The 20,004-nt window shown below is 46.0% G+C and carries 16 protein-coding genes; 9 read left to right on the top strand and 7 right to left on the bottom strand.

Annotation, left to right across the window (positions count from 1 at the left end):
• Positions 1-56: 56 nt before the first annotated feature.
• Complete coding sequence (locus UM402_RS00675) at positions 57-731, bottom strand: SDR family oxidoreductase (RefSeq protein ID WP_058576536.1); 675 nt, start codon at positions 729-731, stop codon at positions 57-59.
• Positions 732-741: 10 nt separating this feature from the next.
• On the bottom strand, positions 742-2,922 hold the full coding sequence (gene katG / locus UM402_RS00670) for a catalase/peroxidase HPI (protein WP_058576535.1): 2,181 nt from the start codon (positions 2,920-2,922) through the stop codon (positions 742-744).
• Between the two features lie 179 nt (positions 2,923-3,101).
• On the opposite strand from katG, the gene UM402_RS00665 reads away from it, so the two are divergent.
• Positions 3,102-3,737: a class I SAM-dependent methyltransferase gene (locus tag UM402_RS00665; protein WP_058576534.1), complete on the top strand. Its 636-nt coding sequence runs from the start codon at positions 3,102-3,104 to the stop codon at positions 3,735-3,737.
• Positions 3,738-3,740: 3 nt separating this feature from the next.
• On the opposite strand, the gene UM402_RS00660 is transcribed toward UM402_RS00665, so the two are convergent.
• A complete protein-coding gene (locus UM402_RS00660; protein ID WP_058576533.1) occupies positions 3,741-3,989 on the bottom strand; it encodes a hypothetical protein in 249 nt (82 codons plus the stop codon).
• A 161-nt stretch (positions 3,990-4,150) separates the two neighbouring features.
• On the opposite strand from UM402_RS00660, the gene UM402_RS00655 reads away from it, so the two are divergent.
• Positions 4,151-4,888, top strand: coding sequence for an SDR family oxidoreductase (locus tag UM402_RS00655; RefSeq protein ID WP_058576532.1), 738 nt, complete (start codon positions 4,151-4,153; stop codon positions 4,886-4,888).
• 41 nt (positions 4,889-4,929) lie between these two features.
• Here UM402_RS00655 and UM402_RS00650 read toward each other — a convergent pair whose 3' ends face one another.
• A complete protein-coding gene (locus UM402_RS00650) occupies positions 4,930-6,612 on the bottom strand; it encodes a sensor domain-containing diguanylate cyclase (protein ID WP_058576531.1) in 1,683 nt (560 codons plus the stop codon).
• A 457-nt stretch (positions 6,613-7,069) separates the two neighbouring features.
• Here UM402_RS00650 and UM402_RS00645 point away from each other — a divergent pair, with 457 nt between their 5' ends.
• Positions 7,070-7,912, top strand: coding sequence for a methyl-accepting chemotaxis protein (locus UM402_RS00645; protein WP_058576530.1), 843 nt, complete (start codon positions 7,070-7,072; stop codon positions 7,910-7,912).
• 69 nt (positions 7,913-7,981) lie between these two features.
• Here the strand turns inward: UM402_RS00645 and UM402_RS00640 are convergent, their stop codons facing one another.
• The 3 genes from UM402_RS00640 to UM402_RS00630 all read right to left on the bottom strand — a co-directional run bounded on the left by UM402_RS00640 (position 7,982) and on the right by UM402_RS00630 (position 10,832).
• Positions 7,982-9,190, bottom strand: coding sequence for an EAL domain-containing protein (locus UM402_RS00640; protein WP_058576529.1), 1,209 nt, complete (start codon positions 9,188-9,190; stop codon positions 7,982-7,984).
• A 60-nt stretch (positions 9,191-9,250) separates the two neighbouring features.
• Positions 9,251-10,087: a methyl-accepting chemotaxis protein gene (locus UM402_RS00635; RefSeq protein ID WP_058576528.1), complete on the bottom strand. Its 837-nt coding sequence runs from the start codon at positions 10,085-10,087 to the stop codon at positions 9,251-9,253.
• A 316-nt stretch (positions 10,088-10,403) separates the two neighbouring features.
• Positions 10,404-10,832 carry a PAS domain-containing protein gene (locus UM402_RS00630; protein WP_058576526.1) on the bottom strand — a complete coding sequence of 143 codons (429 nt, stop codon included), beginning with the start codon at positions 10,830-10,832 and terminating at the stop codon, positions 10,404-10,406.
• A gap of 314 nt (positions 10,833-11,146) precedes the next feature.
• Between UM402_RS00630 and UM402_RS00625 the strand changes: the two genes are divergently transcribed.
• The 6 genes from UM402_RS00625 to UM402_RS00600 all read left to right on the top strand — a co-directional run bounded on the left by UM402_RS00625 (position 11,147) and on the right by UM402_RS00600 (position 19,880).
• Complete coding sequence (locus UM402_RS00625) at positions 11,147-12,487, top strand: GGDEF domain-containing protein (RefSeq protein WP_058576525.1); 1,341 nt, start codon at positions 11,147-11,149, stop codon at positions 12,485-12,487.
• Between the two features lie 56 nt (positions 12,488-12,543).
• Positions 12,544-14,694 (top strand): S9 family peptidase, encoded by a 2,151-nt coding sequence (locus tag UM402_RS00620; protein WP_058576524.1) that lies wholly within the window; start codon positions 12,544-12,546, stop codon positions 14,692-14,694.
• Positions 14,695-14,849: 155 nt separating this feature from the next.
• Positions 14,850-15,266, top strand: a complete 417-nt coding sequence (locus UM402_RS00615) for a YqaA family protein (protein WP_058576523.1) — start codon at positions 14,850-14,852, stop codon at positions 15,264-15,266.
• A gap of 71 nt (positions 15,267-15,337) precedes the next feature.
• Positions 15,338-16,261 carry a hypothetical protein gene (locus tag UM402_RS00610; RefSeq protein WP_058576522.1) on the top strand — a complete coding sequence of 308 codons (924 nt, stop codon included), beginning with the start codon at positions 15,338-15,340 and terminating at the stop codon, positions 16,259-16,261.
• Positions 16,262-16,263: 2 nt separating this feature from the next.
• Positions 16,264-16,491, top strand: coding sequence for a hypothetical protein (locus UM402_RS00605; RefSeq protein WP_058576521.1), 228 nt, complete (start codon positions 16,264-16,266; stop codon positions 16,489-16,491).
• A 182-nt stretch (positions 16,492-16,673) separates the two neighbouring features.
• Positions 16,674-19,880: a S41 family peptidase gene (locus tag UM402_RS00600; RefSeq protein WP_058576520.1), complete on the top strand. Its 3,207-nt coding sequence runs from the start codon at positions 16,674-16,676 to the stop codon at positions 19,878-19,880.
• Positions 19,881-20,004 lie beyond the last annotated feature (124 nt).

The following is a 20,004-nucleotide window of genomic DNA, read 5'->3' as shown; positions in this document are numbered from 1 at the left end:
TGAGATTATGAGGGGGCGGAGAAAGTATGTCAAAACAAGGCGTTAAGACTTGCCCGTTAATATGCCGGCATTAAGAACACTTCACGCACACAGTTACGCGGGTTTGCGTTTATTGCGTAAAGCACAGCGTCTGCAACATCATCCGGATCCAGCTTGTCCGGCTTAGGCTCATCAAAGAATGGCGTATTCACCATACCTGGGGCTATGGTCGTGCAGCGGCCATTCCATTCTTTCATTTCTTCGGCTAAGTTCTGTGCAAAACCGTGTACAAACCATTTGGTGGCGCCATAAACCGAGCCTTTCAGCGTAATACGTCCGGCAGCAGAGCCCGTCATCAAAAAGTGGCCCGTCGTTTTGCGTAAATGCGGCAAGGTCAGTTTCGCGGTATAAAGAAGCCCGTTAATGTTCACATCAATCATCTGCTTCCACTCGTCCGGGTCACCCTCTTCCGTTCCCGGCGTTGAAACACCGGTTCCTGCATTGGCGAACACCGCATCTAGTTGACCAAACTTATCGACGCCTTGTTTAACAGCCTGCTCAAGCTCATCATAGTTACCCGCATCAGCGGCAATACCAACAGCGTTGTCAGAGCCAAACTCTTCAACCAGCGCATCCAACTTGTCTTTTCGGCGAGCGGTTAATATCAGCTTCAGGCCTTCCTGTGCCGCTTTACGCGCCGTAGCTTCACCGATGCCGCTTGAGGCACCGGTAATTAATAGAACTTTCGACATGCTTCCTCCTTTAAGCTAAATCAAAGCGGTCGGCATTCATGACTTTAGTCCAGGCTTTCACAAAGTCTTTCACAAACTTCTCCTGGTTGTCGTCCTGAGCGTAAAGCTCTGAATAAGAACGCAGAATAGAGTTTGAACCAAAGACTAAGTCAATACGGTTGGCGGTCCACTTAAGCTCGTCTGTTTTGCGGTCGCGAACTTCGTAGTGGTCACCAGCTTTTTTCCAGACATTGTTCATGTCGGTCAGGTTGACGAAGAAGTCATTCGTTAATACGCCAACACGGTCGGTAAATACACCGTGCTTAGACTCGCCGTAGTTCGCACCTAAAGCGCGCATGCCACCGACAAGAACCGTCATTTCCGGCGCTGTTAAGCCCATGAGTTGCGTTCTGTCGAGCATCAACTCTTCTGCCGGAACTTCATAGTCTTTCTTCAGGTAGTTACGATAGCCGTCGTGCAATGGCTCCAGTGGCTCAAAGCTTTCTGCGTCAGTCTGCTCGTCTGTGGCATCGCCGCGACCAGGAGCAAACGGCACAGTAATGTTGTAGCCCGCCTCTTTCGCGGCTTTTTCAACTGCTGCGGTACCCCCCAGAACAATTAAATCTGCAATGCTGACTTTTTTGTCCAGAGATGACTGCACCTCTTCCAGTTTCTCCAGCACTTTTTGCAGTTTTTCCGGCTCGTTACCGTGCCAGTTTTTCTGCGGTGCTAAGCGAATACGGGCACCGTTTGCACCACCACGGAAATCTGAGCCCCGGAAAGTGCGAGCACTGTCCCATGCGGTGGAGATAAGCTCATAAGAGGTTAAGCCACTATTTAACAGCGTGTCTTTTAAGTCGGCAATTTCCGCTTCACTCAGGGTGTAGTCCACTTTTGGAATTGGATCCTGCCAAATCAGGTCTTCTTCCGGCACATCAGGGCCTAAATAACGGTCTTTTGGACCTAAGTCGCGGTGCGTCAGCTTAAACCAGGCGCGAGCGAACACATCCGCAAAGTACTCCGGATCTTTGTAGAACTTCTCCGCAATTTTGCGGTATTCCGGATCAACTTTCATGGCCATGTCAGCGTCAGTCATAATAGGATTGTGACGAATAGACGGGTCTTCCACATCGACAGGCTTGTCTTCCTCTTTAATGTCGATAGGCTCCCACTGCCACGCGCCAGCCGGGCTTTTCTTCAGCTCCCACTCGTAGTTAAACAGCAAATAAAAGTAGCCGTTGTCCCACTTAGTTGGCTCTGTGGTCCAGGCACCTTCAATGCCACTGGTCACAGTGTCGCGACCCATGCCTTTACCGCCGCTGTTGCGCCAGCCAAAGCCCTGTTCTTCAACATCTGCCGCTTCCGGCTCAGGGCCTAAATTCTCCTCTTTGCCATTGCCGTGGCATTTACCGACAGTATGACCGCCCGCCGTTAACGCGCAGGTTTCTTCGTCGTTCATTGCCATGCGCTTGAAGGTTTCTCGCACGTCTTTTGCAGTGCGCGCTGGGTCCGGCTGTCCGTCAACGCCTTCCGGGTTCACATAAATTAAGCCCATTTGCACTGCGGCCAGAGGGTTTTCCAGCGACTCACGTTCGTCATCAGAGCTATAACGGTTTTTCGTTTCCGCTAACCATTCTTTCTCGCTACCCCAGTATGTGTCTTCCTCAGGGTGCCAAATGTCCTCGCGACCACCGGCAAAACCAAAGGTTTTAAGACCCATAGACTCATAAGCCATATTGCCGGCCAAAATGAACAAATCTGCCCACGACAGTTTATTGCCGTACTTTTTCTTGATTGGCCATAACAGACGGCGCGCTTTGTCCAGGCTAACGTTGTCTGGCCAGCTATTAATAGGTGCGAAGCGCTGGTTACCCGTGCCGCCGCCACCGCGGCCATCGGCCAAGCGATAAGAGCCCGCCGAGTGCCAAGCCATACGAATCATTAAACCGCCATAATGCCCCCAGTCGGCCGGCCACCAGTCCTGGCTGTCGGTCATAAGATCTTTTAAGTCTTGCTTTAATTCTTCTAAATTAATTTTTTTGAATTCTTCTGCGTAATTGAAGTCTTCGCCCATCGGGTTCGACTTAGTATCGTGCTGGCGCAGAATTTCCAGCTTCAGTGAATTAGGCCACCAATGGGTGTTCGTTTTCTTTTCAGACGTCATGCTGCCATGCATGATTGGGCATTTACCGCCACCGTTTGAGCTACTCATTACGTCTTCCTTTTTTCAAGTGAACTGTTAATTATCGTTGTATTAGTTATAGCAACGGTTCGCCAACTACTCCAAGGCAACATACCGTTTGCTTTAATAGGTTTTATAGATACAGCTCAAAGAAAGGAAAAGATCGAGCCTGCTTTTGACAAAACTTCAAACTCACATACCATAAACGCATGAACTGCACCTTATGTCACTCACCTTCAGTCTTCTTTTGTGAAGACAAAAAACGCTCTTACTTTCGCTGTACTGAGTGTGATTTAGTCTTTGCCTCCCCCGACAGTTACCTGAACGATAGCGACGAAAAAACGATTTATGACTTTCATGAGAACGACCCTAATGACGATGGCTACCGTCAATTTCTAAACCAGCTTGCGACGCCACTTCTGGATAAACTTTCGGTTGGTATGGAAGGTTTGGATTTTGGCTGTGGACCCGGCCCCGTTCTTAACCTGATGATGGAAGAATATGGCATGAGTATGTCGGTATACGACATTTACTATGCCCCAGACAAGAACAAGGTGACTCGTCAATACGACTTTGTCACCAGTACGGAAGTTGTCGAACATTTCTATAACCCCAGTGATGCCTGGCCCCAACTGGTTAGCTTAGTCAAACGTGGTGGGTGGCTAGGTATTATGACATCCATGTTTACCAGAGAATCGCCCGAATTCTTTAAGCAGTGGCAATATAAAAACGATCCGACACATGTTAGTTTCTATTCGCCCAAAACTATGCATTGGATAGCAAAACAATTTGCGCTAGACATTGAAATAGTCAGCAACCGGATTATTTTACTCCAACGGCGCTAGTTATTAACGCCACAAACCGAATAAGATTTTATCCGAACTGTTCGCTACCATTAAAAACGCCAAAACAAACCAAGTGCCCAATACCCACCAAAAGGCTTTCCAGGACATCCAGGTAAGCTCCAGGAACAACAAGTCGAACACGCCAACTACCAGCATCGACAGTAAAACTGAGGGTAAAAGGACGAGAAATATAACTCCCAGCGCCAAAGGAATAGCACTGAGCGTTTTTAACCAGTTAGTGAGCCGTTGCATAAACGCTTATTATTGAGTGAAAGAGTCGGCAAAAGTACCTCGGCCGTGCTTAGATATCAACTTAAAACAATGATGTCGGCTACCTAAAGCCACAGGAAAGGTAATCCAAAAACTGCAAAAACCGTATTACCTCAATACATATTTAAGCAACGGAGAACGTTATGTCTGAAGTAGCTGGAAAAGTAGTAGTAATTACCGGAGCGAGCAGTGGCTTAGGTGAAGCAACCGCAAAAATGCTGGCCGAAAAGGGAGCTAAGCTGGTTCTGGGCGCACGCCGTGAAGAGCGATTAAAACAGCTGGTTGATGACATTAAAAACAGTGGCGGTGAAGCCATTTATAAGACCGTTGATGTCACTAAACGAAGCGAAGTCGAGGCCTTGGCAAATGCTGCCCGCGACGAGTTTGGACGCATTGATGTGCTGGTCAACAACGCAGGTCTAATGCCACTGGCTCCACTGGATGAGCTCAAAGTGGACGAATGGGATCAGATGATTGATGTGAACATTAAAGGCGTTATGTACGGTGTTGGTGCTGTGTTACCAACTATGCGTAAGCAAGAAAGCGGGCATATCATCAACTTATCATCAGTCGCTGGCCACGTCGTATTCCCTGGCGCCACAGTTTATTGTGCAACCAAATTCGCTGTTAAAGCGATTAGCGAAGGCATTCGCCAAGAATCTAATGGCCAAATTCGCTCAACCAATATATCCCCAGGGGCAGTAGCCACCGAGTTGACGGATCATATCTCGCATAAAGATTCGAAAGAAATGGCAGATGATTTATACAATGACGCCATTGATTCAGACTCGATAGCCAGAGCTATTACCTTTGCTATTGAACAACCCGGCGAGGTTGATGTAAATGAAATGGTTATTCGTCCGACTAAGCAAGAACTATAAGTAAACGATAGGGGGCGGTTAAACACCGCCCCGAAAAACACTTAACTTTCAGCGGATTCAATCAAGCTTTCGTCAGCCAAAACAACCACATTTCGGCCACTAGTCTTGCCTTTGTACAATGCTCTGTCCGCTATCTGCAGCAAATGCTCCTGATCGACGACTTGCCCAGAAACACTTGCCAGACCAAATGTTGCAGTCACTCGAATGGTCTGGTTTTCGTAATTAATGCTCAATCCTTCAATAAGGGTTCTTATTTTCTCAGCCACTTGCAGCGCTTCATTTTCACCTGTATCCGGAAGCAACACAGTAAATTCTTCCCCCCCGACCCTAGCGAAAACATCCTCCTTACGAAGCTCTGACTTTACCGCCGTAGTAACTTCTAAAAGCACTTTGTCACCCGCAGCATGACCGAATGTGTCATTTACTCGCTTAAAATGATCGAGATCGAAGCTAATTAATGATAGCGGCGTTTTGTAACGGTAATAACGACTAAACTCTCTATCCAAAGCTTTATTAAATGCTCGCCGGTTTCCTATTTGCGTTAAAGGATCCATAACAGCTTGCTGTTCTAATTTTAATTCCAGCTCTTTCTGTTCAGTAATATCACGAACCGTTCCAACCAACGTAATACCGTCGCTTTGAAGCTCTGCAAGCTCATGCACCCAAATTAGGCTACCGTCTCGAGTTCTCATCCTGTGCTGAACGTCGTGAATTCCGGTCTTCTGGGCTTTCTTCTCACTTCGGGTAACTGCGGCTATGTCCTCGTTAGGTACCAAACTTCTAAAAAACTCTACAGAGGGTTCCAACTCACCTGGCTCATAACCTAAAATCTCATAAACCATATCCGACCAATATAGTTCACCCGAGTCCATGTTCGCTTCCCAATGGCCCGTTTTTGCTATTCTTTGGGCTAGTTTTAAGTTGGCCTGGCTTTTTTCGAGCTCTAGCTCAAGCTTTTTCCGACCTGTAATGTCGATGATCATCCCATACCATAATGTAGAGTCATCAAGGCCAGATTGCGGACGAGCGTGTCCGAAAACCCATCGAATCATGCCAGAGTGAATAACTCGATACTCACAAATCCAGTCAACACCTCTTTTAGCAGACTCCGTAATTGTCTTTGCTACGCGAGGCAAGTCATCTGGGTGGATGACTTTAAACACCGGTGACGCATCATGTTTAACTGCATCAGGTGAAACGCCATATATATGCTTCATACCCTGGCTGGCAAATGGAAAGCGTGAGCTGCCGTCGGGATGCTGTTCATATTGATAGACCACACCAGGTAAGAGATCCGCAAAAGCTTCAAAACGCTGGCTAAGCTCTTTTAGTCCACTAATATCTATATGAGTGCCAACCACCCACTCAGGTTTACCATCTTTTGTGCGGGAAACAAGCTTCCCATAGTCTCGTACCCAAATCCAGTGCCCATCTTTGTGCCGCATTCGCGCTTCGCATTCGTAAAAACTGCGTTTGCCATCAAAGTGTTCGTTAAGCAGTTTATCCGAATTATTCCCATCCTCCGCATGGACGTGGTCTATCCAAGTCTCAATGGTAATAGGTTTTAACTCGTCTAACGTATAACCGATAATTTCAGCCCAGCGCTCGTTAAAATAGCACTCGCCTGTTTGCACATTCCATTCCCATGTTCCTGCTTGAGTGGCTTCAAGCATCATCATGAGGCGATCAGTTAAAGGAAGGTTTTGGTATTTTCCGTAGGGCATGAGGCTACCTTGCTTAGAACATAACTTAATAAGTATCTCAATTTTTTCGATAAAACTCACGCATACTGAACCGGCTCAACCGGCTGCTAGGCCGTCTCGACTATAAAACCAATGATAATCTCAAGCAGAACCACTCATGAAAAGCGGTTACTCAAGGCATACAACTTATAGTGGGGGGCCTCATTAAAAACTTTCATATTTTTATGAGCTTTCTTCAAATAAAAAGCGTAAAACAGAAAAATAAAATCATAGACATAACTAGCCTATGCACTCAAAAGCGATATCACAGGACTTAAAGTCCTCACGGGCTTCATCGATTGTAAGGTATATAAAGCTTGGCTTACCAAGTACATAGACTATTTTTTGAATTAACTTTTGTCCGCTCAGGCCGATGTCCTTGGTAGACAACTTATTTTAACGTCTTAGCCGTAAACAAGAGCTGTTTTAAGTCTAAGAAATGCTCTTACAGGGGCAGCAAACCGATCCTGAAACTGTCCAGCGCTTGTCCGAAGCTATCGCCTCCAAAGAAGTTACCTATGAGGAAATACTGAATTACGATAAACAAGGAAATGCTTACTGGATAAGCTTATCGATAAGCCCAGTATTCGAAGATGGTCAAATAAGTCGGTATATTTCTATTCAAACCGACATTACCGAAAACAAGTTGGCTCGGGACGAGTACTATGCAAAAACCGATGCGATGGCATCTGCGCTGGTCACTATTGAGTATTCAGCTGATGGGCAACCGTTAGACATTAATGAATTGTTTAATCAGTCCTGCACCAGTGGCAACGCGAAAGAAGCCGCGGAAAATTTATGGCGCTCTCTAAATGACGATGTCGTCGAACTCAGCATAGAAAAAGGGCTCGCTCAACAGAAGGTTCAATTTAAAGAACCTAATGGAGACTCCCGCTCAATTGATGGGCGTTTATGTCGCATCAATGATCGCGATGGAAACATTTCTAAACTGGTATTTTTCGGTGTTGATATTACGGAACGTCACCGAGCACAGGAAAAAACAAAGGAAACATCGACAAAACTGGTTAACTCAACGCAGCGTATTACAAAGTTTGTCACCACCATTAACGGTTTGTCTGATCAGACCAACTTGCTGGCTCTGAATGCCGCAATTGAAGCCGCTAGAGCAGGTGATGCCGGACGAGGGTTCAGCGTTGTTGCCGATGAAGTCAGAGCCCTAGCCAATAGCTCGTCACAAGCCGCATCGGAAATAAACAATGTCATTCAAGAAAGCGATACGTTAATTGATGAACTCGTGGCCGCATTATCGCGACTAGACTAATCAGCAGCAAAGTATCCGCGTGTATTTGAGCCCCCAGGGTACATTACCTTATGGGGGCTAACTGCCGATTTATTGGGATAGCGCACTTGGCCGCGAAAAATAGAAGCCCTGGAAGTACTCTATTCCAAGCTGTTTAAGTTGGTTATACTCACCTTCAGTTTCCACGCCCTCTGCGATAATACGTAAATCAGACATCTGCGCAAATGCGACGAGGGCGGCAACTAATGACTGCTTTTTATTATCCTGATGAATATTTGAAACGAGGCTCATGTCCAACTTTATAATGGACGCATTTATTTCCAGTATGTGCCGTAAGCTTGAAAAGCCGGCACCAACATCGTCTATGGCTATCTTAAAACCACGTTGAACAAGAGGCATTAACGCGTCAGCAAATAACGTGTAGTCGTCTATTTCAGAGTGCTCGGTGACCTCTATAATGATATTTTTCGGCGAGGCGTCGGCCAATAGCTCAACCAGCGCACCACTAGTGATTAAAGCGGGTGTTGTGTTAATCGATACACAACACTCTCCCACTCGTTCCTTTAATACCGGCAGTTCATTCAGTATTTGCTTAATAATCAATAACTCAACCGTGTCAGATAATCCGACCAACTCGGCTTTATCCAACCATTCATTAGGAGGGAGGTAAGGCGTTGTATTAAACCGTGCGAGTGCCTCAAAGTGGCGTAAACTGGATTCCTGGGACGATTTAATTTCTTGATAAGCAATCGACACTTTTTGGTCAGCCAGTACCTCTTCAACCTGCTCTCTCGCTTCGTTTTGAAGAACAGCATCACCCAGCCGCTTTTTAAAAATGTGTCCTATAAAGTCGGCCATCATATTCAAAAAAGCGCTGTGACTTTCTTTTAAGCCATCATTAGGGGAATGGTTATAACAACACAAGGTTCCGTACAGTTCACAGCCATCGGTAAATATAGGCACCCCAATATAGGCGCCTATATTGAGACTCTTGGTGACCGGTAAAGTGCGAGTGATACGGTTTGTAGAGGTATCAGGGATAATACCGGGCATTTCACCGCTCACTATTTTCTGACAATACGTCTCGTCTTTCGGGCTGCTATCGTTTGGTTTAATAGCCGGATCAGCGTTTGTTTCCTCGGTTGCGGTAAACTCAATCAATCGATCATGCTCAGTAAAGCGAGCAATAAACGCGACGTCCATGTTCATGTGATGCCGTATTGAGTCGAGTATTTGCTGTATAAAACCGTCTTCATTCATCGTATTCACCAACTGAATACGGCGGTCAGTCTTACTCAAAGTATGCTTTCCCTTTCGTTTTATCAAAATCCATACGCGCACGTTTAGCGGATGAAACCGTCAGCTCTTTTGCTGAGAGTCCCAAAACTGAGACGTCAACTGTTCAAGACGCCGTGTTATGCCGACGGTGCTATTCGCAACGCCACTATTCATTTTAACCGCTTCAAGGTTTTGCTCTGAGCTGGTTTTAATGGCCGAAATACTCTCGCCAATACTCTGCGCTACCTCACTTTGTTCTGTCACCGCTTCGGCAATTTGATTGCTCATCGTTGAGATAGTATTGATAATATCCACAATCTCTTCAAGATAACTTGCGGTTTGTTGGCTTTTTTCTACGCTGGACTGCGCCATGAGCTCGCCTTGTCCCATAACATCCACTGCTTGCTTAACCCCAGCTTGTAACTTTTCAATGACTCCCCTTATTTCTATCGTTGAGTCTTGCGTTCGATTAGCCAGCGACCGAACCTCATCGGCAACAACCGCAAACCCTCGCCCAGACTCCCCAGCTCGGGCCGCTTCAATTGCGGCATTCAGAGCGAGCAAGTTGGTCTGATCAGCAATGCCAAGAATAACATCGAGAATTTGTTCTATATCAGAGCTACTTTTTGATACGTCATTAATCACCGCACTGGCGAGCGCTATTTGCTCTTTTAATTCATGAATAGCGGCAGCGTTTATATCGACAATCTCTTGCCCATGTCGCGCTTTATCTAAACCGTTTGTCGATGCCGATGATGTTTCTTTTGCACTGTGCGCCACTCCGGATATACTAACCGACATTTCGTCAATGGCAGTAGCCACCTGCTCCGTCTGTTCAAACTGATGCGTGGTAACGGTTTCAGACTGGTATATAGCGCTACTGAGACTCGCAGCATTGTCATTCAGTGTGTCTGACATATCATTAATCCGTCCAATCAACGCCGCATTTTCCGATTGTAGAGCTTTAATGCTCAGTAAAATAGTTCCGGCTTCATCCTAGCGTCCCGTGTACACGTAGCGAGCAATGTCGTCTGATGCCATCGGCTTTAAGCTGTCTATTGCAGCCAACACAGGGCGAACAGAAATCCAAATATAGGCAGCAATAAGGAGCAACGCGCTCAGGGTTGTTAAGAAAACTAAACGTTCGTCAAAAAACACAAGAAAACAAAGAGCAGGCAATAATAACATGGCCAAAAACGACAAAAGCATTTTTGTTTTTAGCGATACACCAGGCTTAGTGCCAACAGGTTTTTTTACCCTTGTTGATTTGGGAATATACCGCCTGTGCTCGTTCAACAAACTCAGGTTTAGCCTTGCGACGGACCGACTGATACTCCTCAATTTTTCCATTCTTTTTAATGGGCGTTGCGTACGCATCAACCCAATAGTGGTCACCGTTTTTACACCGGTTTTTTACGATACCCATCCATGACCGTTCAGCTCTCAAATCGGACCAAAACATTTTAAAAACGGATGGAGGCATTTCTGGGTGCCGGACGATGTTGTGGCTTTGACCTATCAGCTCATCTTGGGAAAACCCACTAATGTCAACAAAGTCCTGATTTATATAGGATATCTGCCCTCTTAAATTCGTCGTTGATAAAATATTCGCTCTATTAGAAAACTCTTGCTCTACTCCCGTCACTGGAAGATTTTGTTTCATAAAGGCATCCCAAAGCTGCGAAGTATTCAGCGCACTTCAAATTGTCAAAAAAACGTATAAAAATTAGCCATCTTTTTAATAAATTGTTAATTGATTGCGACAAACTGCATAATAACCACGTTAAAAGTAAGGCTATATGATTTAGATCAAAGTTCCTTTCAAATGTGCAAGGCAACGGTTAAAACGTCATCGCTAAATCGACGGCTAAAGAAGAGTAATAACCAGGCTGGAATCATGGTAAATTTGAGTTTCAATACGCTTGAGCTTTTTACAATGCAGTACCAGCTTAAAATTTGTTAAGGATAAAGTAATAGATGTTTCTTGATCAGCTAAAACAGGATTACGCCGTCACGCTGAGTAGCGTGACTCAGTCAACTCGTCAACAGATAGCGAGAAACGTCTGTCAGATTAAAGCGGAACTGGCTGAATCTTTTTATGAGGTGATGCTTTCTCATAAAGAGGCCTCTCAGTATTTAGACAACCAAGTCGTACAGACACGCCTTAAAGGCTCACTCCAAACTTGGCTCACAAAGCTTTTCGATCCAAATGTGGGAGAGGAAGACCTGGATAATACCATTCAGACCCAGCTTCACATCGGCGAAGTACACGGTCGAATTAATATCCCCGTACATTTGGTTTCAAGAGGCGGCAGAGTATTGAAGCAGGAATATTTAAATCGACACTCTCCATCAATTGAAGATTTTAACTTCTTTTCACAGCTTATCGATACAGCCTTAGAGATCATGTCAATTGCGTATCATAAAAACAGTGAGCGAAATAGCCGAGAAGAAGAGGCATACCGACTGTTCTCAATTACCCAAAATATCGGTCGCGAGAAAGAGTTTCAGCGTGCAGCATTGCTGGATTGGGAAAATGAATTGCTTTATTCGTATGCTGAAGCCGATGGTAAAAATAAAGTCATGCGCATTACACAGTCCGAATTTGGACTCTGGTTCCGTCACAAAGGCCTGCATGCCTTTGAGGGAGCGCCGGAATGTAACCAGGTGCTGGAGCAAATGGAGAATATCGATAACAACCTTCTTCCAACGTTAGAAGGTGATGCACGCCCAACCATCAAGCATATACGCGAATTACGGGCGGCGTTGAAAAACGTGCTTTATTGCGTTGATAGCCTGTTCCAAAGAAGTGAAGAACTAGAGGCAGGAAAAGACGTTCTTACCCGGTTACTTAACCGTAAGTTTCTGCCGGCCGTTATGTCAAAGCAACTTGAGATGGCGCGACGACGCGGAGAAAAATACGCCGCACTCATTATAGACGTTGATCACTTCAAGAAAATTAATGATACCTATGGTCATGACAACGGCGATCGTGTTTTACAGCAACTGGCTGTTTTACTGACGAATACCACACGAAGCGGGGATTATACGTTTCGGCTCGGAGGTGAAGAGTTCATGGTCTTACTCGTCGATGTTGATGAGAAAAGAGCGCAAATGTTAGCGGAAAAAATACGAGCGGCCGTTTTCAAAGAAAGTTTTCAATTATTAGACGGACAAACAATAGACGTCACCGTCAGTATCGGTATCTCCGTTTACTCTGGTCATCCGGACTACCAGTATGATTTGACTCGCGCAGACGAAGCGCTTTTCAAAGCGAAGCAAAGCGGTCGAAATAGAGCGGTTTTAGCGACCGGGTAATGAACCGACTGCTACCTAACTTAATTAAAAAACAACAATCACAAAGAGAAATTCCAATGCATAGACGACAAGCACTTTATATTGCCTTTTTGGGTGCGGCTTTCCTCCAGGCATGCTCACCGGCGAGCCAAAGCTCTCGCTCTGACAGTGTGCAAGCCCCTGTCGCAGAAAAAATACCGTACGAAATGACCATTCATGGTCATACTCGCATCGATAACTATTATTGGATGCGAGACGACGAACGCAAAGATCCTAAAGTTCTCCGTTATCTCGAAGCTGAAAACGAATATGCAGCACAGAAACTGGCTCACACAGAACAGCTACAGCAAACGCTATTTGAAGAAATGAAAAGCCGGATAGCGAAGGATGATAATTCAGTACCCACACGCGACGGCGAATATTTTTACTCGACTGAAATGCGTGGCGACAACGAATACCCAATTTACGTTAGAAGCACCGACTTCGAAGGTACTGACAAGCAAGTTCTGCTCGACGTCAACAAACTTGCTGAAGGTGAAGACTATTACTCGCTAGGTACACTCGCTATAAGCCCAGACGACAAAGTGATGGCCTACAGCGAAGATACGGTCAGTCGCCGTATGTATCAGATCAAACTGAAAGATATGGAAACAGGTGAACTGCTCCCTGACCAGATTAAAGACACGTCAGGCAGTATTGTCTGGGGCAACGATGGTCAGCACTTCTATTACATTAAAAAGGATCCTCAAACCTTATTAGGCTACCAAGTTTACCGCCATACACTCGGTACCAAGCAACAAGAAGACGAACTCGTTTATGAAGAGAAGGATACGACCTTCTATACTGGCATAGCCAAGAGCAAAGACGATTCGAAAGTTTATATTATTCACGATGCCACAGAGTCATCTGGGGTTTCGCTCATTGACGCAAACGATCCAAACGCCAAGCCTGTTGAGTTTGTGCCAAGAGAAGATGGACTGGAATACAGCATTGCCAAACACGGCAGCGACTATTATGTATTAACCAATCTGGACGCCGTGAACTTCCGCCTGATGCGTGTAAGCGCAGACCAACTCGGCGACAAGCAGAACTGGGAAGAAGTCATTCCTCACAAAGCCGATACTCGCCTGGAAGATATTGAATTGTTCGACGAGCATTTGGTTTACAAACAACGCCAGCGCGGTCAAACTCAGGTGTTTGTTCGCAACCTAGATACCAATAACGACCAACAACTAACCTTCCGCGACCAAGCTTACACGCTTTACTTATACGGTAATAATGAGCTCGACAACGACTCGTTACGCCTTTACTACACCAGTATGACGACCCCAGGTAGTCATTATGATGTCAGTCTTAATAGTTTAGATAAGACACTATTAAAACAGCAACCTGTACTTGGCGACTTTGACGCCGAAAATTATGCCTCTGAACGCTTATTTGTGACTGCCCGTGATGGCGCAGAAGTACCGGTAACGTTGGTTTACCGCAAAGATAAGTTCAACAAAGATGGTACCAACCCGCTGTATCAGTATGGTTATGGGTCTTATGGCTCTACCTCTGACCCCAGCTTTAGCAGTAACCGTCTGAGTTTATTAGATCGCGGCTTCGTTTTTGCTATTGCACATATTCGTGGTTCACAAATGCTTGGCCGCCCTTGGTACGAAGACGGCAAAAAACTAAACAAGAAAAACACCTTTAATGACTTTGTCGATGTGACTAAAGCTTTAGTTGAGCAAGGTTATGGGGCAAAAGACAAAGTATTTGCCATGGGCGGAAGTGCCGGCGGCTTACTCATGGGTGCTGTAATTAACCAGGCTCCCGAGTTATATCGGGGTGTTGCTGCACATGTTCCTTTTGTCGATGTTGTCACCACCATGCTGGACGAAAGTATCCCGCTAACCACTAATGAGTTTGATGAGTGGGGAAATCCTAAAGAGAAAATGTACTATGACTACATGCTGTCTTATTCGCCTTATGACCAAATCAAGAAGCAAGATTACCCTAACCTTTTGGTGACCACAGGCCTGCATGACTCTCAGGTGCAATATTTCGAGCCAGCGAAATGGGTTGCTAAGCTGCGCGACTACAAAACCGATGACAACTTATTGCTGTTCAAAACAGAAATGGAAGCTGGTCACGGTGGTGTTTCGGGCCGTTTTGCACGGTTAAAAAACACGGCGCTGGAGTACGCTTTTTTCTTAGATTTATTAGAAAAAGAAAAGCGTTAGCAGGGTCTTTAATTAGACAGGGTATGGCCGCTTATGAACTGCGGCCTGCCCATTGCTGAAGCTGCGACGCAGACATAACACCCGCCTGGCGAGCAACCTCCTGTCCGTTATACTTTTTTTGACGGATGTAAGCTACTGAAAATAACTATGGCCCAATGTACTTAAGTATATTTCTAACGGCGTTTCTCGCCGCCACAATACTACCCGCGCAGTCTGAGTTTGTGGTCGTCGGTGCTCAGCAGATGGGTTATGACGTCTGGGCAATATGGTGGCTGGCGTCAATTGGTAATACGCTGGGGTCTGTGGTTAATTACGTTTTAGGCCGCTTTTTGGTGCAGTATCAGGATCGCCGCTGGTTTCCGTTCAAACCAAAATCTCTCGCCCGTGGTCATCGCTGGTTTGAACGCTTCGGTAAGTGGTCGCTGTTGATGGCCTGGGCGCCATTTATTGGCGATCCTCTTACCTTTATTGCCGGTATGCTTCGACTCACCTTCTGGCAGTTCTTGATTCTGGTCTTCGTCAGTAAATCGGGTCGTTACGCTATTTTGCTGGGCATTACGCAGCTGTTTTAGTACGCGTTAAGCTTAACTTTTTCATAACACTCGACTAAACTCTTATAAAAATTAAGAGTTGGAAGCTTTCAATGCGTTACATCACGACCCTGTGCTCGAGTTTTATCTATCTTATCAGTTTTACAACGCTCGCTATGCAAAGCAAAACCGGTCTGCCTCAACCAGCCGAGCAAGCTACGTTATTATCAAACTCCATAACCAACCAAACCGTTTATATTGATAACATTGAGGACTCCGGGGTCTTTACGGGATACGTCGAAGCAACCTCGGGCGTCCAGTACCCTATTGATGTCTATTTAAACGGCACAATAACCCTGTGCCTAAAGCAACCACCCTATACTGAGTTTCGCGTTTGCCTGTCCCATACTCTGCTAGAGCAAATTGAGGGGGATGAAAAATACATGGATCCTGTAAACTTAACGGAGAGGCAGGTTTTACACGTATTTACCTCTGGCAAAGCAAGAGTCGTCTCTTCTACGCTGCACTACTATGAATATGAAGACTTGTTAGAGTTTAAAGTCGCGGGTGAACTCTCCAAGTCTCAGCAAACACTAGCCAAACGAGTGGTGAAAAGCAGCGTAGAAAAAGCAGAAAAGGCGTTTGGTTCATACGGTCAACTTGATCACCCTCAAGTACCTGCTGATCTTATCCATATTACGTTGGTGGAGGAAATCGGCCCTTATCAGTTCACGGCGTTATTAAAGTCGAAAGATTTTCCGGCAAAGCTGACAACCGTACATGCGAGACGTGTTGATAATAATGATACGTTTAAGGTGACCTTTATTGATAAAGAGGGGCTTTCTAATCTCTATGGGTACTCTTACCAATACCGACCTAAATTTTACGGTAAGCCCTTTTCCGGAAAGCCGATATACGAAATATGTCGCTTCGACAAGGACGACAACATACAAGATTGTGGTGAGTATTGGCTGAATTTATCTAAGTATTTTCAAGACGAAGCAGAACGCGACATCTTTAATTACATGCAGGGCTAAGAATGGAAGACGAGCATATCGATGATTACATAAGCGGCATCGTGCAAAGCTGCCAGTTTTATTTGCTTGAAGGAAACATTCATGCTGCTCTAGCCCATATTATTTCTAACTTGAGTGCCCTTGAAGAAACCAGCGATCACCCTCTTAAACATCAGATTGTTCAGCAAGCGCAAGCGGGACAACTCGAAACGATTGAACAGGTTGAACTCTTCTTGCGGCATTATCTCTAATATCTCGAACGCTGCACTATTTTGCTGGGCATTACACAACTGTTTTAACGCACCACAAACATCAGTAGCACTCTATCGCTTTTCGTTGTCGCTCTAACGACTCTGCATGAATATGTAAACCAAATAGATTAAGTTGCCTGTATTACCTTAGGAACAATACTAACTAAAACAGGCAACTTACTATGAAACGTTTGGTCACAAGCCTCCTTGTTTCTGCGGCATTTGGCGCATCTGCGTCTAATGGTACCTCAGAACGACCTTTGATTATGCAACCCGAGATTAGTCCTGATGGGACGCAAATCGCCTTTAGTTACCAGGGCGATATTTGGACAATGTCGACATCGGGCACCAATCCAGACCGTTTAACCATTCATGAAGGCTATGAAAGCTCACCGAAATGGTCAAAAGACGGCAGCTCTATCGCATTTAGCAGTGACCGCTTTGGTAATGATGATGTATTTGTCATGCCAAGCGAGGGCGGTCGTCCCGATCGCTTAACCTATCACAGTGCCCCCGATCGGGTTTTAGGGTTTAGCAACGATAACCAAGTACTCTTTAATACTCGCCGTTTATACGCTGAAGTTGAACGCGAGTGGGAAGTCTATGGTATAGCTCCGACAAGTGACGCAACCGAATCACGTTATATGGACGCTCTGGGCTTTGATGCCGTGGTATCTCCAGACGGCACAAAGATTGCCTTTGTGCGCAGTACGGCCAGAGTGTCACGTGAGGATTATCGCGGCCCTGCCAATCGCAACATCTGGATTTATGACACCGAAACCAGTGAATACGAACAGCTAACCGACTTTGATGGCAATGACTTTATGCCTAAGTGGTCGAGCAATAACGAGCTGTACTTTATCTCTGCTCGTGCAGGTAAATACAACGTGTTTAAGCAAAAACTCGACGCTAGCAAGGCAACGCAAGTCACTAATGAGAGCGAGTTTGGTGTTGAGCACTTTAGTATTGATAAGCAAGCAAACCATCTTGTTTATCAGGCAGCCGATAAGGTTAAAATGATTACGGAAGGTCAAAGCACGTCGCTCGACCTCTCGATTCCTACGGACTTTCGCTTTGACCCTGTCACAACAAAATCAACGACTAACTCACTGGATGAATACAGCGTGTCGCCTGACGGCAAACTGATTTCTTATGCCGTCCGTGGTGATTTATTTGTGAAGCGCAACGACAAAGACGACAATCGCTCGGTCAGGCTAACAACTGGAGCGGCGCGAGACAGAGATGTCACCTGGCTTGACGATAATACGCTGTTGTTTGTGTCTGACCGTGACGGCCAAAACGATATTTTTGCTGTGAAATCAGCGGACGCTGAAGAGCCGAACTTGTTTAAATCGCTGAAGCATTCCGTAACACCTGTTACACGCACCGACGCGCAAGAACGCCAGCCTCTGGTTTCTCCTGATGGCAAAAAAGTGGCCTATCGTGAGGGCCGCGGTAAGCTGATTGTCGTTGACGTTGCCGAAGACAAATCCTTCACAAACCAGACGGTATTGTCAGACGGGTGGGCGACCCCCAATGATGTAAGCTGGTCACCAGACAGCAACTGGCTCGCTTATGCTATCTCTGACTTATCGTTTAACAGTGAGATCTTTATTCATCCTGCAGACAACTCGCAAGAGCCCGTCAATGTCAGCATGCACCCCCGGGGAGATTACAGTCCTGTTTGGTCGCCCGATGGCAGTAAGCTGGGCTTTACGTCAATGCGAAACAATGGCGACTACGATATCTGGTTTGCCTGGTTAAAAGAAAGTGATTGGCAACGCTCGCAAGAAGAGTGGAAGCGCGATGAATTTGCAGAAGAACCCGCTGAGACCAAAAAAGACGAAGATGACTCAGAAACTGCGGATAAAGTCGTCGAACCGATGCAAATTGACTTAGATGGCATCTATGAACGACTGGTTCAGGTCACTCGTTTTGCCGGTAATGAGACGGGTTTAGCCTTTGATAACAAAGGCGAGCATGTCTATTACGCCATTGGCGGAGCAGGCCGTCAGAATTTTGAAATGGATCGGGACCTGTTCAAAATTAAGTGGAATGGAGAGGATAAAAAGCTTGTCATTAAGGGCGATAAACGACCTCGTGACTTGTCGTTGAGCGATGACGGAAAGCATCTGTTCGCGCTGACGAACTCCGACACACTGGTCAAAGTTAATACGAAAAAAGACGAGTCCGAAACGTTAACGACCGTGTCGCAGCAAAACATTGAGCATATGGCCGAGCGCGCACAAATCTTCGATGAGGCATGGCAAGCACTCGATGCCGGGTTTTATGATCCGGAGTTTCATGGCAATGACTGGCAGGAGCTAAAGGAAAAGTATCGTCCTTTGGCATTGAAGGCATCAACCAAAGAAGACTTCCAGTACATTTTCAATTTAATGCTTGGCCAGGTCAACGCCAGTCATATGGGCTTGTACCGCGGTGAAAACCAAAAGCAGACGCAAAAGACACGGACGGGCTTAGTCGGCGTCGAGCTCTTACCGACCAACGAAGGACTCTCGGTTGCGTCCGTGCTGAATAATAGTCCAGCGGCACGCGATGACAGCCGCCTGCAAGTGAATGACGTGATTACTCACGTGAATCAGCAGCCGGTCAGCGACATCAACTTTTATGCGGCATTAAATGGCTACGCCAACCAACGCGTTTTGCTGAACGTGCAACGCAACGGTCAAGATACTGAAGTCATACTCTGGCCAACCACCAGCCTTAGTGACGAAAAGTACGACAACTGGGTCGACACACGCCGTGCAATGACTGAGAAATACTCTGATGGCCGTTTGGGCTACTTGCATATTCGCGGTATGAACTGGACCAGCTTTGAACGTTTCGAACGGGAGCTCATGGCTGCTGGTTACGGTAAAGAAGGGATTGTCATTGACGTTCGTTACAACGGCGGTGGCTGGACAACAGACTACCTGATGGCGGTATTAAACGTTGAACAGCATGCTTACACGATTCCTCGTGGTGCCACAGACAACCTTGACGAAAATAAGAAAAAGTTCAGAGACAAATATCCCTACTCTGAGCGCTTACCGTTATCGGCGTGGACCAAGCCTTCCATTGCTATGAGTAACGAAAACAGCTACTCAAATGCCGAAATCTTCTCGCATGCCTATAAATCGTTAGGTATTGGCAAGTTGGTTGGTCGCCCCACGTTTGGCGCTGTTATTAGTACCGGGGCTGAACGCCTTGTTGATGGCTCGATTATCAGAATGCCATTTAGAGGGTGGTGGGTTAAAGAGTCTGACGCTAACATGGACTTTACCCCGGCACAGCCTGATATCGAAGTGTTCAATCCACCCGCATATAAAGCTAAAAATGTGGATCCACAGTTAAAACGCGCGGTGGATGAGTTGTTGAAAACGCTTTAAACACGTTAACCGTGTTGCCAATAAAAAAGAGCCCTCAAGATGGGCTCTTTTTTTGTTTTGGTAACCATTATTGCTTCTGTGGCAAGCGTGAAATCCCCCAAAAAAACAGGCCCAACCCACATCC

Origin of the sequence: Idiomarina sp. OXR-189 (genome assembly GCF_034373425.1) — a bacterium.
Lineage (GTDB): Bacteria > Pseudomonadota > Gammaproteobacteria > Enterobacterales > Alteromonadaceae > Idiomarina > Idiomarina zobellii.
This window is presented reverse-complemented; position numbering and strand designations above follow the sequence as displayed.

What these genes read in the sequence shown, in the direction of transcription:
- UM402_RS00650 (WP_058576531.1), bottom strand. Translation starts at nt 6,612, where the DNA reads ATGCCCTACGGAAAATACCAAAACCTTCCTTTAACTGATCGCCTCATG.
- UM402_RS00665 (WP_058576534.1), top strand. Translation starts at nt 3,102, where the DNA reads ATGAACTGCACCTTATGTCACTCACCTTCAGTCTTCTTTTGTGAAGAC.
- UM402_RS00635 (WP_058576528.1), bottom strand. Translation starts at nt 10,087, where the DNA reads ATGTCAGACACACTGAATGACAATGCTGCGAGTCTCAGTAGCGCTATA.
- UM402_RS00615 (WP_058576523.1), top strand. Translation starts at nt 14,850, where the DNA reads ATGTACTTAAGTATATTTCTAACGGCGTTTCTCGCCGCCACAATACTA.
- UM402_RS00620 (WP_058576524.1), top strand. Translation starts at nt 12,544, where the DNA reads ATGCATAGACGACAAGCACTTTATATTGCCTTTTTGGGTGCGGCTTTC.
- UM402_RS00630 (WP_058576526.1), bottom strand. Translation starts at nt 10,832, where the DNA reads ATGAAACAAAATCTTCCAGTGACGGGAGTAGAGCAAGAGTTTTCTAAT.
- UM402_RS00675 (WP_058576536.1), bottom strand. Translation starts at nt 731, where the DNA reads ATGTCGAAAGTTCTATTAATTACCGGTGCCTCAAGCGGCATCGGTGAA.
- katG (WP_058576535.1), bottom strand. Translation starts at nt 2,922, where the DNA reads ATGAGTAGCTCAAACGGTGGCGGTAAATGCCCAATCATGCATGGCAGC.
- UM402_RS00655 (WP_058576532.1), top strand. Translation starts at nt 4,151, where the DNA reads ATGTCTGAAGTAGCTGGAAAAGTAGTAGTAATTACCGGAGCGAGCAGT.
- UM402_RS00625 (WP_058576525.1), top strand. Translation starts at nt 11,147, where the DNA reads ATGTTTCTTGATCAGCTAAAACAGGATTACGCCGTCACGCTGAGTAGC.
- UM402_RS00660 (WP_058576533.1), bottom strand. Translation starts at nt 3,989, where the DNA reads ATGCAACGGCTCACTAACTGGTTAAAAACGCTCAGTGCTATTCCTTTG.
- UM402_RS00645 (WP_058576530.1), top strand. Translation starts at nt 7,070, where the DNA reads ATGCTCTTACAGGGGCAGCAAACCGATCCTGAAACTGTCCAGCGCTTG.
- UM402_RS00600 (WP_058576520.1), top strand. Translation starts at nt 16,674, where the DNA reads ATGAAACGTTTGGTCACAAGCCTCCTTGTTTCTGCGGCATTTGGCGCA.
- UM402_RS00610 (WP_058576522.1), top strand. Translation starts at nt 15,338, where the DNA reads ATGCGTTACATCACGACCCTGTGCTCGAGTTTTATCTATCTTATCAGT.
- UM402_RS00605 (WP_058576521.1), top strand. Translation starts at nt 16,264, where the DNA reads ATGGAAGACGAGCATATCGATGATTACATAAGCGGCATCGTGCAAAGC.